Below are 15,344 nucleotides of genomic sequence, written 5' to 3'. Positions count from 1 at the left end.
TGCCCCTGCTCTTCTTCATCCTGGAACGCGAGGCCCATGACCGGCACTGACGACGTACTCCTTGTCCACGGCGGCACACCGCTGGAGGGCGAGATCAGAGTCCGGGGCGCGAAGAACCTCGTGCCCAAGGCCATGGTCGCCGCACTGCTCGGCAGCGAACCGAGCCGGCTGCGCAACGTCCCCGAGATCCGCGACGTGCGGGTCGTCCGCGGTCTGCTCGAACTGCACGGCGTCACCGTGAGCAAGGGCGAGGAATCGGGCGAGCTGGTGCTCGACCCCTCCCACGTGGAGAGCGCCAACGTCGCCGACATCGACGCCCACGCGGGCTCCTCCCGCATCCCGATCCTCTTCTGCGGCCCGCTGCTGCACCGGCTGGGCCACGCCTTCATACCCGGCCTGGGCGGCTGCGACATCGGCGGGCGCCCGGTGAACTTCCACTTCGACGTGCTGCGCGAGTTCGGCGCGGTGATCGAGAAGCGCGCCGACGGCCAGTACCTGGAGGCTCCGCAGCGGCTGCGCGGCTGCAAGATCAAGCTGCCGTACCCGTCGGTCGGCTCCACCGAGCAGGTCCTGCTGACGGCCGTGCTGGCCGAGGGCGTGACCGAACTCTCCAACGCCGCCGTGGAGCCGGAGATCGAGGACCTCATCTGCGTACTGCAGAAGATGGGCGCGATCATCTCCATGGACACCGACCGGACGATCCGCATCACCGGCGTGGACAAGCTCGGCGGCTACAACCACCGCGCCCTGCCCGACCGCCTGGAGGCGGCCTCCTGGGCGAGCGCGGCGCTGGCGACCGAGGGCAGCGTGTACGTGCGCGGCGCCAGCCAGCGCGAGATGATGACGTTCCTCAACACCTACCGCAAGGTGGGCGGCGAGTTCGAGGTGGACGACGACGGCATCCGCTTCTGGCACCCGGGCGGCGCGCTCAAGGCCATCGCCCTGGAGACGGACGTCCACCCCGGCTTCCAGACCGACTGGCAGCAGCCGCTGGTGGTGGCCCTGACCCAGGCGTCGGGCCTGTCGATCGTCCACGAGACGGTGTACGAGTCGCGGCTGGGCTTCACCTCCGCCCTCAACCAGATGGGCGCGCACATCCAGCTCTACCGCGAGTGCCTGGGCGGTATGCCGTGCCGCTTCGGCCAGCGCAACTTCCTCCACTCGGCGGTCGTGTCCGGCCCCACGAAGCTCCAGGGGGCCGATCTGGTCATCCCGGACCTCCGCGGCGGCTTCTCGTACCTGATCGCCGCCCTGGCGGCCCAGGGGACCTCCAGGGTCCACGGGATCGACCTGATCAACCGGGGCTACGAGAACTTCATGGAGAAGCTGCCGGCGCTGGGGGCGCGGGTGGAACTGCCCGCCTGACCCCACCGGCCCGGCCGGGCCGCCGCATGCGACGCGGAGGGCGGTCACCCCTTGCGGGGTGACCGCCCTCATGCGTGCGCCTGTGGTGCCGCGCCAGGGCTCACTTGCCCTTGGCGGCCTCCTTCAGCTTGGAGCCCGCGGAGACCTTCACGCTGTAGCCCGCGGGGATCTCGATCGGGTCGCCGGTCTGCGGGTTGCGCGCGGTGCGAGCGGCACGGTGGGTGCGCTCGAAGGTCAGGAAGCCGGGGATGGTGACCTTCTCGTCGCCCTTGGCGACGACCTCGCCGACGGTCTCGGCGAACGCGGCCAGCACAGCGTCGGCGTCCTTGCGGGTCACCTGGGCGCGCTCGGACAGCGCTGCCACCAGCTCACTGCGGTTCATAATTCGTACTCCCGTGGTTTTTCTTGCCTGTGAGGCATGAGATCGAAGCCGATGCTGCCAGGGCCCTCGGACAGTCCCCGGACCCGGGTCTGCTGCCAGACCTTCCGCGTCCGCGGGGGCGCTCCCAGGACGCGGCCCTCGGGGAAGCATCCTGCCCCCACCTGCGGTGGTAATGCCAATCCGGGGCCCCGCGACATCACCCGGAGGACGCCTGTGACACGCGACGATTACACTCCGTAGCCACCCTCGATGCGGCTTTCGCCACCCTAAGGGGCCATCCGGGTGGGATGCCCCCGACGCGCCGGTCCCGCACGGTCAGGGCGCCGTGGCGGTCGTCACAGACTCCCCGGCCGCGATGGCCGCATCCCGCACCGCTCCGGCGACCGCACCCGCGACCCTGTCGTTGAAGACGCTCGGGATGATGTAGTTCGCGTTCAGCTCGTCCTCGTGCACCACGTCGGCCAGCGCCCGCGCCGCGGCCAGCATCATCTCCTCGTTGACCGTGCGCGAGTGGGCGTCGAGCAGGCCCCGGAAGACGCCGGGGAAGACCAGCACGTTGTTGATCTGGTTGGGGAAGTCCGAACGGCCGGTGGCCACCACCGCCGCGGTCCGGCGGGCGACCGCCGGGTCCACCTCCGGATCGGGGTTGGCGAGCGCGAACACGATCGCGCCGTCGGCCATCGCGGCCACGTCCTCGGCGCCGAGGACGTCCGGGGCGGAGACGCCGATGAAGACGTCGGCGCCGACGACGGCCTCCTTCAGCGTGCCGGTGACGCCCTCGGGGTTGGTGTTGTCGGCGATCCAGCACAGCGGCGAGTCGGGCGCGGCGCCCACCAGGTCCGCGCGCCCGGCGTGCACCACTCCGTGGATGTCGGCGACCACCGCGTGCTTGACGCCGGCGGCCAGCAGCAGTTTGAGGATGGCCGTGCCGGCGGCCCCGGCGCCGGACATAACGACCCGCACGTCCTCGATGTCCTTGCCGACCACGCGCAGCGCGTTGGTCAGCGCGGCCAGCACCACGATGGCGGTGCCGTGCTGGTCGTCGTGGAAGACGGGGATGTCCAGGGCCTCGCGCAGCCGCGCCTCGATCTCGAAGCAGCGGGGGGCGGAGATGTCCTCCAGGTTGATGCCCGCGAAGCCGGGGGCGACGGCCTTGACGATCTCGACGATGGCGTCGGTGTCCTGGGTGTCCAGGCACAGCGGCCAGGCGTCGATGCCGGCGAAGCGCTTGAAGAGGGCCGCCTTGCCCTCCATGACCGGCAGCGCGGCCTTCGGTCCGATGTTGCCCAGACCCAGCACGGCCGAGCCGTCGGTGACGACGGCGACGGAGTTGCGCTTGATGGTCAGCCGGCGGGCGTCCTCGGGGTTGGCCGCGATCTGGGTGCAGACCCGGGCCACGCCCGGGGTGTAGATCATGGACAGGTCGTCGCGGTTGCGAATGGGGTGCTTGGACGCCATCTCGATCTTGCCGCCCAGGTGCATCAGGAAGGTCCGGTCGGAGACCTTGCCGATGGCGATGCCCTCGACCTCGCGCAGCTTGGCGACGATCTCGTCGGCGTGCGCGGTGGAGGAGGCGGCGATCGTGACGTCGATGCGCAGCCGCTCGTGGCCGGAGGCTGTGACGTCGAGACCGATGACCGAGCCGCCGGAGGACTCCACGGCCGTGGTGAGCTGGCTGACCGCCGCTCCTCCGGCGGGCACCTCCAGGCGGATGGTCATCGAGTACGAGACGCTGGGCGCCGTTGCCATGGCCGGGTTCCTCTGCTTTCCGTGGTGCTGTGCCGCGCATCCGGCCCCCTCGCCGGATCGCGTCACCCGATCGTCGCACCTACCGGCCGGTAGCAGGTAACCGGTCCCGGGTGGCGGAAAGTGTTTTCCGCCATGGCACGCGCGGCGCGGTCCGCCGTGTGACGCCCGGCACACCACGGGCGCCGGGCCCGGGGCACACGGACGAGGGGTCCGCACCGCCCTTCGGCGGTGCGGACCCTCGGATCCACGTCTGCGACACCGACCCGCCATGCTCGCCTCGCGGCAAGTGGTCGCTCGAAGCGACGAAGGTTGGGCCCGGGGGCTTGGATCGGGCCGGTGCCACGTTCAGGCTAACAAACGATCGGCGACGGTGATTCCGTTCGGCCCCGGCAATCGGAAAATCCCGTGGGCCTCACTCCCGCAGCAGGTCGGGGACCCCCTCGGCGTCCGGCAGGTCCTTCTCCCGCGACAGGACCGTCAGCCGCTGCGTGGCCCGGGTCAGCGCCACGTACAGCACCCTCAGGCCCGCCGGGGACTCGTCTGCGATCTCCGCGGGAGAGACCACGAGCGTCGCGTCGTACTCCAGGCCCTTGGCCTCCAGGCTGCCCAGCGGCACCACCCGGCCGCCGAGCCCGGCGAGCCAGGTGCGGGCCTGCTCGCGGCGGCCCATCGCCACCACGACGCCGACGGTGCCCTCCACCTCCGCCAGCAGCCGTTCGGCCTCCGCGCGCACCGCCCGGCCGACCGCACCGCCCGAGCCGTCCGCCACCGTGGCGAAGCGCGGCACCAGGCCCGTGGCGCGCACCGCGCGGGGCGGACGCAACCCCGGCATGGCCAGGGCCAGCACCCGGGCGGACAGCTCGGCGATCTCGGCCGGGTTGCGGTAGTTGACCGTCAGCTCGAAGCGGCGGCGCGGACGGGCGCCCAGCGCCTCGTCGCGGGCGGCGGCGGCCTCCTCCGGATCCGACCAGGAACTCTGCGCCGGGTCCCCGACCACCGTCCACGTCGCCTGGCGGCCGCGCCGGCCCACCATCCGCCACTGCATCGGCGTGAGGTCCTGCGCCTCGTCGACGATGACGTGCGCGTAGTCGGTGCGCTCTTCCTCCTCCCGGCGCTCGGCGCGGGCGGTACGGGCGGCGAGGCGGTCCGCGTAGGTGCTCAGCTCCTCCAGGCCGGTGAGCTGGTCCAGCGGGTCCACCTCCCTCCTGCGGGGGCGGGCGGGGGTGCCGAGCAGGACCCGCAGCTCGTCCAGGAGCGCGACGTCGTGGACGGACAGCGGACCGGAGCCGCCGGCGTCCAGCCGGGCCAGCGAACGCGCCAGCCGCCGCACCTCGCGCGGCTGGAGCACCCGGCGCGCCCAGCGCGACAGCCGCTTCTCGTCCGCCATGGCCGCCAGCACGCGGCGCGGGGTCAGCTCGGGCCACCAGGCGTCCAGGAAGCCGGTGAAGTCGGTCTCGGTGGAGACGTCCTCGTCGAACCCCCGGCGCGCCTCGGCCGCCAGCTCCGGGTCGGTGTACCGCCGGCCGGCCCCCGAGCGCTCCCACAGCGCGTCCAGCAGCAGTCGCCGGGCGCGCGGGCGAAGCAGGTTGACGGGCGCGGTGCCGCCGAGCGCCTGCTCGCGGATCCGGCGCAGGTCGTCGGCGTCCAGCTCCAGGCGCGTGCCGAGGGCGACCACCCGCAGCCGGCCGGGCACCCCGCCGGCCCGCGGCGCGCCGAGCTCCAGCGCGCCGCGCGCCGCCCTGCGCAGCACCCGCACCATGCGGGAGGAGCCCTTGACGCGGGCGACGGCCTGCTCGTCGTAGGCGTCGGCCTCCGCCCCCTCCACCAGCGAGCCCAGCGCGCGGACCGCGACCTGGCCCTCCTCGCCCAGCGACGGCAGTACGCCCTCGGTGTAGGACACCAGCAGCGGGGTGGGGCTGACGACGAGGATGCCTCCGGCGTAGCGCCTCCGGTCCTGGTAGAGCAGGTACGCGGCGCGGTGCAGCGCGACCGCCGTCTTGCCCGTGCCGGGGCCGCCCTCGACCTCGGTGACGGAGACGGCGGGGGCCCGGATCACCTCGTCCTGCTCGGCCTGGATGGAGGCGACGATGTCGCGCATGGTGTGGCCGCGGGACCGGCCCAGCGCCGCCATCAGGGCGCCGTCGCCGACCACGGCCAGCTCCTCGCCGTCCAGGTACGCCGTCAGCTCCGGGCGCAGCAGGTCGTCCTCCACGCCCAGTACGCGGCGGCCCCGGCTGCGGATCACCCGCCGCCGCACCACCCGGCCCGGCGCCACCGGGGTGGCCCGGTAGAAGGGTGCGGCGGCCGGGGCGCGCCAGTCGATGACCAGCGGGGTGTAGTCGGCGTCGAGCACTCCGAGCCGGCCGATGTGCAGGGTCTCGGCGATGTCCGCGACGGCGGTGCCGGCGCCGCCGGTGCGCACGGCGTCGTCGGCGGGCTCGACGGAGGTGTACGCGCCGTCGGGCCCGCGCTCGCCGTCCTTGCCCCGCAGCAGGTCGATCCGCCCGAAGAGGAAGTCCTCGAATTCGCTGTTGAGCCGGTTGAGGTGCACACCGGCGCGGAAGACCTGCGCGTCCCGCTCGGCGAGCGCCCCCGGCGTGCCGACCTGGGCGCCCTTGGCGGCGTCCGCCATGAGGAACTCCGCCTCGTGGATCTTCTCCTCAAGACGCCGGTAGACCCGGTCGAGGTGCTCCTGCTCCCCGCGGATCTCCCGTTCCCGTACGCCGTCGTGCACCTCGTGCCCGCCGCCGCCGACGGCGGCGGGCCTCGGCACCGACGGCACTGTCTCCTGCGCTCCCAACGCACGGCCCCCTTCTGCTGTACTCAGGGCAGCCGTCCACCGTACGCCAGGGGATCGCGGCGTGCACGCCGCCCCGCGCCCCGGTCACCCCGGGCCGGAGTCCCCGTCCGGCGGATCGAAGGCGAGCCGGTAGCCGCGCTTGACCACCGTCTGGATCATCCGGGGCCCGCCCAGCGCCGAACGCAGCCGCGCCACCGCGGTCTCCACGGCGTGCTCGTCACGCCCCGCGCCGGGCAGGGCGCGCAGCAGCTCGGCGCGGGAGACCACCCAGCCGGGCCGCCGGGCCAGGGTCCGCAGCAGCGCCATCCCGGCGGGCGGTACGGGCCGCAGCCCGCCGTCCACGACCACCGCGTGGCCGCGGATCTCCAGCCGCCGCCCGGCGACGGGCAGGGCCGGCGCGCGGGCGGGCAGCTCCCGGCACAGCAGCTGGACCAGCGGTCCGATCCGGAAGCGCTCGGGCCGTACCACCGGCACGTCGTGCGCGACCAGCGGCAGCGCGGTGACCGGCCCCACGCACGCGGCCAGCACGTCCCCCCGCAGCGCCTCCAGCAACCCCTCCCGCGCACCGAGCCGCTCCGCACGCTCCAGCAGCGAGGCGGCGGCGGGGGCGGACGTGAAGGTGAGCGCGTCCACCGAGCGGGCCCGCACGGCGTCGATCAGCCGGTCCAGCGGGGCGACGTCCTCCGGCGGCAGCCAGCGGTAGACGGGGACGCCGACGACCTCCGCCCCCGCCTCGCGCAGCGCCTCGACGAAACCGGGCAGCGGCTCACCGTGGAGCTGGACGGCGATCCGGCGTCCGGCGACGCCCTCGGCCAGCAGCCGGTCCAGGACCTCGGCCAGCGACTCCGACGGCGGCGACCATGCCTCGGTCAGCCCGGCGGCCCGTACCGCGCCGCGCACCTTGGGGCCGCGGGCGAGCAGTTCCGCACCGTCCAGCACGCCCCGCAGTTCCTCGCCCAGCCCCCAGCCCTCGGCTGCCTCCACCCAGCCGCGGAAGCCGATGGCGGTGGTGGCCACCACCGTGTCGGGGGCGTGGCCGAGCAGCGCCTCGGTGGCGCCGAGCAGCTCGCCGTCGTCGGCCAGCGGCACGATGCGCAGGGCCGGGGCGTGCACCACCGCCGCGCCGCGCCGCTCCAGCAGGGCGCCCAGTTCGTCGGCGCGCCGGGCCGCGGTGACGCCGACGGTGAAGCCTTCCAGTGGTCCGACCTGGTGCATTGGGTCCTCGTCCGCAGTCGTTCGTACGGGTCTCGCCCGCACAGCCGTGGGCAACCGAGCCTGACAAGCGCGCGTGACGCCCCCGGTTCGCCGTGGTTTCCCCAGTGTTACGCGCGCCGCCCCGCACCCGGACCACGTCACCACGGCCCGCACCCACCACAAGCGCACCCACCCCTCACACCCCCACGTAAGCGGCCCGCGCCTCCTCCTTTCCCGCCGCCGCGGCACGGGCACGCCCGCCACCGTCCCCGGCACCCCCGGCACCGCCGCCGGCACGTCCCACCCCGCGCCGCAGGTATACGGCCCAGGTGACCGCCGCGCACACCGCGTAGTAGCCGAGGAAGACCGCGAAGGCCCCGGTGCCGGTGCCGGAGGTGAGGAAGGACTGGCGCAGGGCCATGTTGATGCCCACCCCGCCGAAACCGCCGACCGCCCCGATCAGTGCCATGGACGCGCCCGACAGCCGCCGGGCGCGTACGGCGGCCGCCTCCCCGGTCAGGCCCGTCGCACGGGCCTGGGCCTGGAAGATGCCGGGGATCATCTTGAACGTCGAGCCGTTGCCCAGGCCGGTGAGGACGAACAGGACGACGAAGCCGGCGATGAACAGCGCCGGCGACTCCCGCACCGACGCGGCCACGACGATGCCGACCGCCCCCGCCATGGCCCCGAAGTTCCACAGGGTGACCCGCGCACCGCCGAGCCGGTCGGCGAGCCGGCCGCCGACGGGGCGGATCAGCGAGCCCAGCAGCGGGCCGATGAAGGTGAGCGAGGCGGCCTGCAGGGGGGTGCGGCCGAACTGGTTCTGGAGCACCAGGCCGAAGGCGAAGCTGTAGCCGATGAAGGAGCCGAAGGTGCCGATGTAGAGGAGCGACATGATCCAGGTGTGGCGGTCGCGCGCCGCCTCCCTCGCCGCGCCCGTGTCGTTGCGCACGGGGCCGAGGTTGTCCATGTACCGCGCGCTGAGCACCGTGGCGGCGACGATCAGCGGCAGATAGGCGGCGAGCAGCAGCCTGGGCTGTGCGGCCCCGGCGACGGCGATGGTCAGCAGGCCGGCGAGCTGGACGACGGCGACTCCGATGTTGCCCCCGCCCGCGTTCACCCCCAGGGCCCAGCCCTTCAGGCGCAGCGGGTAGAAGCTGTTGATGTTGGTCATGGAGGAGGCGAAGTTGGCGCCGCCGACACCGGTGAGGACCGCCACCAGCATGAAGGTGGTGTACGAGGTGCCCGGTTCCATGACCACCAGCAGGGCGGTGGTGGGCGCCAGCAGCATCGCGGCGCTGATCACCGTCCAGTTGCGGCCGCCGAAGCGGGCGACCGCGAAACCGTAGGGCACCCGCAGCGCGGCGCCCACCAGGGAGGCGACGGCGACCAGGAAGAACTTCCCGGCCGGGTCGATGCCGTACTCGGGGCCCATGAACAGGGCGAGGACCGAGAACATGCTCCACACCGAGAAGCCGATGTGTTCGGAGACCACCGACAGCGCGAGGTTGCGGCGGGCGACGCGGCGGCCCTCCCTCTCCCAGAAGCCCTCGTCCTCCGGATCCCAGTGCTCGATCCAGCGGCCCCTGCCGGGTGCGGTCGTCGGAGCGGTCATGGCGCCTCCATAGCGTCGGGTTTCGGCTCCCGACGCTATGGACGGCGCGTTTCACCCCGGTGCCGCCAGGTGACCTCCGCGCAACCTTGCTCTCACCCGGAGTCCGGAGGGGGTGTGAGCCCGGCTCCGGAGGAGGTGTGAGCCCGCCCGCCGGACCGCGTCCGGGGCGCGGGGGGAGGGTCAGCGCACGGGCGGCGCGGCCACCCCCAGCACCCGCGCGTCCGGCTCCGGCAGCCAGGAGCCGTGGGGCCGCTCCCGCCAGCGTCCCGCCTCCGCCAGCCGCCGCACCGCCGCCCGGAGCACCTCCAGCCCGGGGTGGCGCAGGCCGCGCCGCCAGACCATCGAGACCGGCGAGAGCGGCACGGGGTCCACCAGCGGGCGCAGCACCATGCCCGGCAGTGCGGCGAAGGCCTCACTGGCCAGCACCGACCAGCCGCGCCTGCGGACGACCCGGGTGAACTCCGCCTCCCCCTCGATCTTGGGGAAGGGCGCGGCGAGCCCTATCCCGCGGCCCGCGAAGAGTCGGCGGGCGTAGTCGGTCCACTCCGCGGTCTCGGGGTTGCCGGCCCCGGCGTACAGGGTCTCCCCCGCCAGCGCGTCCAGCGGCACCCTGGGCAGCCGGGCCAGCCGGTGTCCCTCCGGCAGCAGCACGGCCACCTTCTCGTAGCGGATCAGCCGGTGGTCGAGCACGCCCAGCAGGGCCGGGTCCAGTCCGGCGACCCGGCCGAAGGAGACGTCCAGCGTTCCGTCGCGGATCTCCGCGGCGGCGCCGCTCAGGCCGCTGTGGTAGCGGGCGACGAACTCCGGGTCGGGCGCCAGCCGCCGGGCCTCGTCCAGCACCCGCTGCCCGGTGGCGGCCGGGGCGCCGACGTCGACGATCAGGGGGCGCTCCTCGCGTACGGCCGCGGCGTTCAGCTCGTCGTGCGCCGCCAGCACGCGCTGGGCGTACGGCAGCAGCCGCTCGCCCTCGGGGGTCAGGGACACGCGCCGGGTCGTACGGACGAACAGCACGGTGCCGAGCTGCTCCTCCAGCCGCCTTATGTCGCGGCTCAGCGACTGCTGGGCGACGAACACCCTGGCGGCGGCACGGGTGAAGTTCAGTTCGTCGGCGACGGCGACGAAGGCGCGCAGCAGCCGGGGGTCGGTGTCTCGGGGCACGCCCCATGGTGACAACGGAAGCGCGTCAATGGCCAGCCACAAAGTGTTGGACACCTCACAGGGGCCCGGCTCAGGGTGTGTACATGCCGAAATCGTCCACCGGACCCGCCCCTGTCCCGCCGCCCGCGGCCGAGTACGGCGAACCGGCCGCCGCGCCGCGCGGCCGGTCCGCCGACCGGGGCAACCGCACCGCGCGCACGCGCTGGTTCACGCCCTATGTGCGGCTGTTCGCGCCGCCCGGGACCCGGGCGTTCGCCCTCGCGGGCCTCCTCGCCCGGCTGCCGATGGGGATGCTGAGCATCAGCGCGGTCATCATGATCGCCACCACCCGCGGCTCGTACGCCCTGGCCGGAGCCGTCACCGCCACCGGGCTGGTCGCCACCGCCCTCCTGGCGCCGCTGGTCGCACGGCTGGTGGACCGCCACGGACAGGCCCGGATCGCCGTCCCCGCGGTGTGCCTGTCCGCGGCCGCCTCGCTGACGCTGCTGCTGTGCGTGCGCCACGACGCCCCCGACTGGACGCTGTTCGCCGCCTACGCGGCCGGCTCCACCGCCCCCAACACCGGCGGCATGGCCCGGGCCCGCTGGGCGCACCTGTACCGCGGCTCCTCGCCGGAGGCCGAGGCCGCGCGGCACACCGCCAACTCCTTCGAGCAGGCCCTCGACGAGCTGTGCTTCATGCTCGGCCCGGTGCTGGCCACCTTCCTGTGCGTCTCGCTCTTCCCCGAGGCGGGCACCCTGACCGCCACCGTCCTGCTGCTGGGAGGCACCCTGCTGTTCGCCGCCCAGCGCCGCACCGAGCCGCCCGTCGCACCGCCCGACGGCCCCGCCCGCGCGGCCGCGCTGCTGCGCACCCCGGGCCTGCCGGGGCTGCTGGCCGCCTTCCTCGCCACCGGAGCCGTCTTCGGCGCCCTGGAGGTGGTGACCGTGGCGTACGCCGACGGGCTGGGCCACAAGGGCGCGGCGGGCGCCGTCCTCGCCCTCCAGGCCCTGGGCTCGGGCGCGGCCGGACTCGCCTTCGGCACCCTGCGCCCGGCGGGATCGCCGGGACGGCGCTTCGCGGTCTGCGTGGGCGCGATGGCCGCCCTGATGACGCTGCCGCTGCTCGCCTCGACCGCCGGAAGCCTGCTGGTGCTGGCCCCCGCGCTGCTGGCCGCCGGGATGGCGACGGCCCCCGCCATGGTCACCGGTATGACACTGGTCCAGCGGCTGACCCCGCCCGGCCGGCTGAACGAGGGCATGACCCTGGCCGTCACCGCGCTGCTGGGCGGCATAGCCGCCGGTTCGGCGGCGGGCGGCTGGGCGGCGGAGCACCTGGGCGGCTCGTGGGGGTACGCGGTACCGCCGGCGGCGGCCGCCCTCGCGGCCGCCGTCGCTCTGACCACGGCGGCCGCGACCGGGGCTCCGGGACCGCGGGCCCGGACGTCCGGGAGGCGGCGCCGGGCCACGGTCCGCTGAGCCACGGTCCGGGGGCATGGGCCCGGGCGGGCCCGGAACACGCCGAAGGCCCCGCCGTCCGTGGACGGCGGGGCCTTCGGCCCACATGGGATGAGTGGAGATGGCGGGAATCGAACCCGCGTCCAACGGTGCAGAACCAGGGCTTCTCCGAGCGCAGTCCGCTGTGATTTTCTCGGCCCCGGCGGTCACGCGGACAAGCCGCCGACAGGCCCAGTCACTGTTTGATGTCCCGTCAACCCCCGTGACCGGGGTTAACGGTGAAGTTCCCTAGCTGATGCCAGGATCCAGGGCGGGAACGCCCCTGGGCTGACACTTCGCAGGTCGCTGCTCAGGCAGCGAGGGCGAAGGAATCGCGCTTGGTGTTGGCGATTATTTTTTCGCGGCAGATGGTTAACGAGATCATTGCCGCGTTCCTCGGCTCGCTTCCCCTGCTTCAACAGCCGCTGTCGAAACCGATCATCCCCATGTTGATTTGACAAGCTCGCCCGGCCGGAACCGGACGGCGCTGGTGCCATTGTACGGGTCAACGCGGGAGGCCGCCAACGTATTCCCGCTCCTGCGGGGAGCCGCCGGGCCGGCCCGCGCGGGCCTCGTACGCACGGTCCAACGGCACCCGGCCCGGGATTGTTCCCCGGGCCGCCTCCGGTCCCCGGAGCACCCGGCGCTCCCCCGGCCGGAACCGGCGGGGCCGAACGACCGGGCTCCGGCGGGACGCGGGGCGCGCGGACGGCCACCGCGGTAAGCGGCCGGGGCGCACCGCGCCGCACCGCCGTCGGACGCGCCGCCGTCGGACGCGCCGGGGGCGGGGGCGGTGTCCGCCGCGGCGTGCCCGGCCGTCAGGCGCGCTGCCGTCGGCGGGCCGCCGAGACCGCGCGCTCGGCCTCGCGGCGGTCCTGCTTCTCCCGCAGCGCGTGCCGCTTGTCGTACTCCTTCTTGCCGCGCGCCAGCGCGATCTCGACCTTGGCCCGGCCGTCCTTGAAGTACAGCTGGAGCGGGACCAGCGTCAGGCCCGACTCCTGGAGCTTGCCGATCAGCTTGTCGATCTCGGCGCGGTGCATCAGCAGCTTCCGCTTGCGCCGCGCGCTGTGGTTGGTCCACGTCCCCTGGCTGTACTCGGGGATGTGCACGTTGTGCAGCCACGCCTCACCGCCGTCGAGCTGGGCGAAGCCGTCCACCAGCGAGGCCCGCCCCTGCCGCAGCGACTTCACCTCGGTGCCGGTCAGCACCAGCCCGCACTCGTAGGTGTCGAGGATGAGGTAGTCGTGCCGCGCCTTCTTGTTCTGCGCGATGAGTTTGCGCCCCGTCTCTTTAGCCATAACCCCGCCATTGTTCCACTACGACCGGGTGGCGAGGCCACTCAATACCGTGCGGGCCTCCTCCTGCGCGTCCTGCCCCGGCCGCACCTCCAGGTCCGGGCGCAGCCCCCCTTCCTCGAAGGTCCGCCCGCCGGGGGTGGTGTAGTGGCCGACGGTCAGCTCGGCGACCGAGCCGTCCGGCTGCTCCCTCGGCTCCTGGACCGATCCCTTGCCGAAGGTGCGGGTGCCGACGACGACCGCCCGGCCGCGGTCCTGGAGGGCGCCGGCCAGGAGTTCGGCGGCGCTCATCGTGCCGCCGTCGACCAGCACCACCAGGGGGGAGGCGGTGTTCCCGCCGGGCCGGGCGTACAGCGCGCGCTCGGTGTCGCCGTCCCCGTACGTGGCCACCAGGCCGCCGTCGAGGAAGACGGAGGCGGCCTCGGCGGCCTCGGCGACCAGACCGCCGGAGTTGCCGCGCAGGTCCAGCAGGATCCCCCCGCCCGGGGGAAGTCCCTCCACCGCGCGCCGCAGCTCCTCCCCCGTGCCCCTGGTGAACGAGTCGACCCTGACGCGGGTGACGCCGGCCTCGGAGTGCCCCGCCGCACCGGGGGAGGCCGCGCCCAGGGGGGTGACGGTGACGGTCTCGACGCTGAGCCGGGCCCGCTCCAGCCGCTCCTCCCACTGCAGGCTCCCGCGGGCGAGTCCGAGGACGACCCGGCTGCCGGGCGGAGCCCCCTCCCCCGGCGCGCCGCCGCGCAGCAGGGCCACCACGTCGGTGACGGGGCGGCCCTCGGTCCCGGTGCCGTCGACGGCGACCAGCCGGTCTCCGGCGCGTACGCCCGACTTCGCGGCGGGGCTGCCGGGCTGGACGCGGGCGATCTCGACGCGGTCGGCGCCCGTACTGCGCACGGAGACTCCCACGCCGACGTACCGGCCGTCCAGGGACTGCCGGAGCCCCGCGTACTCGCGGGCGGTGTACGCGGCGGCCCAGCGGTCCCCGCTGCGGCTGACCAGTTCCTCGGCGTCGTGCACGGCGTCCTCGTGCGGTGGTGCGCTCTCCCGCGCCCCCGCGCCGGCCGGTCCCGGGCTCACGGGCGCTGCGTCACCCTCGGTGACGTCCCCCCACGATTCGGTGACGGCCCCGGCCGCCAGTACGACCGCGAAGACCAGGGTCAGCCCCGCCCCGCGGAGGATGCGGCGAGGCCGGCGCCCGCCTTCCAGGACCCGGGCCTCGGCCCGGGCGGAACCGTGGGGAACGAACTTCGACGTACCCGACATGCTGCGGAGTCTAGGACACGGGCAGGCGTCGCACGGGAGGTTGCGCGGACGGCCACGGCGTCCTTCGTCACATCCGGAGCGCGCCCGGGGAGTTCGAACGGCCCCCGGGCGCTCCCGGATCGCGGTCACATCACACCTTCAGGTATTTACGCAGCGTGATGAAGGCGGCCAGCGCGGGCATCAGCACACCGACCACGAACACCAGCGGGAGCACCTTGAGCAGCGCGTCCCAGCCGATGAAGTCGATCAGCGGCATCTGCTCGGCCAGCGACAGGCCGGCGTCGATGAGGAAGTAGCGCCCGACCACCAGCAGCACCGTGGCGCCGATCGCGCCCAGCAGCCCCGCGAACGCGGCCTCCGCGATGAACGGCATCTGGATGTAGAAGCTGGAGGCGCCCACCAGCCGCATGATCCCGGTCTCCCTGCGCCTGCTGAACGCCGCCACCCGCACGGTGTTGACGATCAGCAGCAGGGCGACGACCAGCATCAGGCCCATCAGCCCGAGCGCCGCGAAGTTCATGCCCTCCAGCATCCGGAAGAGGTTCTCCAGCAGGTTCCGCTGGTCCTGGACCTCCTGGACGCCCTCGCGGCCGGAGAAGGCGGTGCTGATGACCTCGAACTTGGTCGGGTCCTTCAGCTTCACCCGGTAGGACTCCTGCATCTGGTCCGGGGTCAGCGAGTCGGCCAGCGGGGAGTCCTTGAACTGCTCCCGGTAGTGCTTGTACGCCTGCTCGGCGGACTCGTGGTAGACCGTCTCGACTATGTCGAGCTTGTCGAGGTCCGCCTTGATCTGGCGCTTCTGCTGCGCGGTGACCGCTCCCCTGGCGCAGTTGGGGTCGGACTCGGCGTCGTTCTCGTTGCAGAGGTAGATCGACACCTGGACCTTGTCGTACCAGAACCCCTTCATGCTGTTCACCTGTTCACGGGCGAGCAGCGCACCGCCGAGCAGGGCCAGCGACAGGGCGACGGAGACGATCACCGCGAAGGTCATCGTGAGGTTGCGGCGGAGACCGACGCCGATCTCCGACAGTACGAACTGGGCGCGCATGGC

At 73.7% G+C, this 15,344-nt stretch carries 11 protein-coding genes and 1 other RNA gene; 2 read left to right on the top strand and 10 right to left on the bottom strand.

What is annotated here, in order from left to right:
* Positions 1 to 36: 36 nt before the first annotated feature.
* Entirely contained in the window at positions 37 to 1,365 is a 1,329-nt protein-coding gene (gene murA, locus QPK52_RS17155) for a UDP-N-acetylglucosamine 1-carboxyvinyltransferase (RefSeq protein WP_093654111.1), read from the top strand.
* 100 nt (positions 1,366 to 1,465) lie between these two features.
* On the opposite strand, the gene QPK52_RS17150 is transcribed toward murA, so the two are convergent.
* From QPK52_RS17150 to QPK52_RS17125, 6 genes are all read right to left on the bottom strand, one after another.
* A complete protein-coding gene (locus QPK52_RS17150) occupies positions 1,466 to 1,747 on the bottom strand; it encodes an HU family DNA-binding protein (protein ID WP_093654109.1) in 282 nt (93 codons plus the stop codon).
* A 315-nt stretch (positions 1,748 to 2,062) separates the two neighbouring features.
* The gene (locus tag QPK52_RS17145) at positions 2,063 to 3,496 is read right to left on the bottom strand and encodes an NAD-dependent malic enzyme (protein ID WP_410538372.1); all 1,434 of its coding nucleotides are present in this window, start codon (positions 3,494 to 3,496) and stop codon (positions 2,063 to 2,065) included.
* A 412-nt stretch (positions 3,497 to 3,908) separates the two neighbouring features.
* On the bottom strand, positions 3,909 to 6,269 hold the full coding sequence (locus QPK52_RS17140; protein WP_410538371.1) for a HelD family protein: 2,361 nt from the start codon (positions 6,267 to 6,269) through the stop codon (positions 3,909 to 3,911).
* A gap of 111 nt (positions 6,270 to 6,380) precedes the next feature.
* Positions 6,381 to 7,511, bottom strand: a complete 1,131-nt coding sequence (locus QPK52_RS17135) for a uroporphyrinogen-III synthase (RefSeq protein ID WP_410538370.1) — start codon at positions 7,509 to 7,511, stop codon at positions 6,381 to 6,383.
* 175 nt (positions 7,512 to 7,686) lie between these two features.
* Positions 7,687 to 9,105 (bottom strand): MFS transporter, encoded by a 1,419-nt coding sequence (locus tag QPK52_RS17130; RefSeq protein ID WP_410538369.1) that lies wholly within the window; start codon positions 9,103 to 9,105, stop codon positions 7,687 to 7,689.
* 180 nt (positions 9,106 to 9,285) lie between these two features.
* Positions 9,286 to 10,263 carry a LysR family transcriptional regulator gene (locus QPK52_RS17125; protein ID WP_410538368.1) on the bottom strand — a complete coding sequence of 326 codons (978 nt, stop codon included), beginning with the start codon at positions 10,261 to 10,263 and terminating at the stop codon, positions 9,286 to 9,288.
* Between the two features lie 83 nt (positions 10,264 to 10,346).
* On the opposite strand from QPK52_RS17125, the gene QPK52_RS17120 reads away from it, so the two are divergent.
* The gene (locus QPK52_RS17120) at positions 10,347 to 11,720 is read left to right on the top strand and encodes an MFS transporter (RefSeq protein WP_410538367.1); all 1,374 of its coding nucleotides are present in this window, start codon (positions 10,347 to 10,349) and stop codon (positions 11,718 to 11,720) included.
* A gap of 92 nt (positions 11,721 to 11,812) precedes the next feature.
* On the opposite strand, the gene ssrA is transcribed toward QPK52_RS17120, so the two are convergent.
* From ssrA to ftsX, 4 genes are all read right to left on the bottom strand, one after another.
* Positions 11,813 to 12,184: a transfer-messenger RNA gene (gene ssrA / locus QPK52_RS17115) on the bottom strand.
* Between the two features lie 372 nt (positions 12,185 to 12,556).
* The gene (gene smpB, locus QPK52_RS17110) at positions 12,557 to 13,036 is read right to left on the bottom strand and encodes an SsrA-binding protein SmpB (RefSeq protein WP_093654092.1); all 480 of its coding nucleotides are present in this window, start codon (positions 13,034 to 13,036) and stop codon (positions 12,557 to 12,559) included.
* 18 nt (positions 13,037 to 13,054) lie between these two features.
* On the bottom strand, positions 13,055 to 14,293 hold the full coding sequence (locus QPK52_RS17105; protein WP_410538366.1) for a S41 family peptidase: 1,239 nt from the start codon (positions 14,291 to 14,293) through the stop codon (positions 13,055 to 13,057).
* A gap of 130 nt (positions 14,294 to 14,423) precedes the next feature.
* Positions 14,424 to 15,341 carry a permease-like cell division protein FtsX gene (ftsX, locus tag QPK52_RS17100; protein WP_093654088.1) on the bottom strand — a complete coding sequence of 306 codons (918 nt, stop codon included), beginning with the start codon at positions 15,339 to 15,341 and terminating at the stop codon, positions 14,424 to 14,426.
* Positions 15,342 to 15,344 lie beyond the last annotated feature (3 nt).

The organism is Streptomyces sp. KL2 (genome assembly GCF_046529545.1).
GTDB lineage: Bacteria > Actinomycetota > Actinomycetes > Streptomycetales > Streptomycetaceae > Streptomyces > Streptomyces radiopugnans.
Note: the sequence above shows the minus strand (reverse complement) of the source record. Positions and strands in the feature narration are given on the sequence as shown.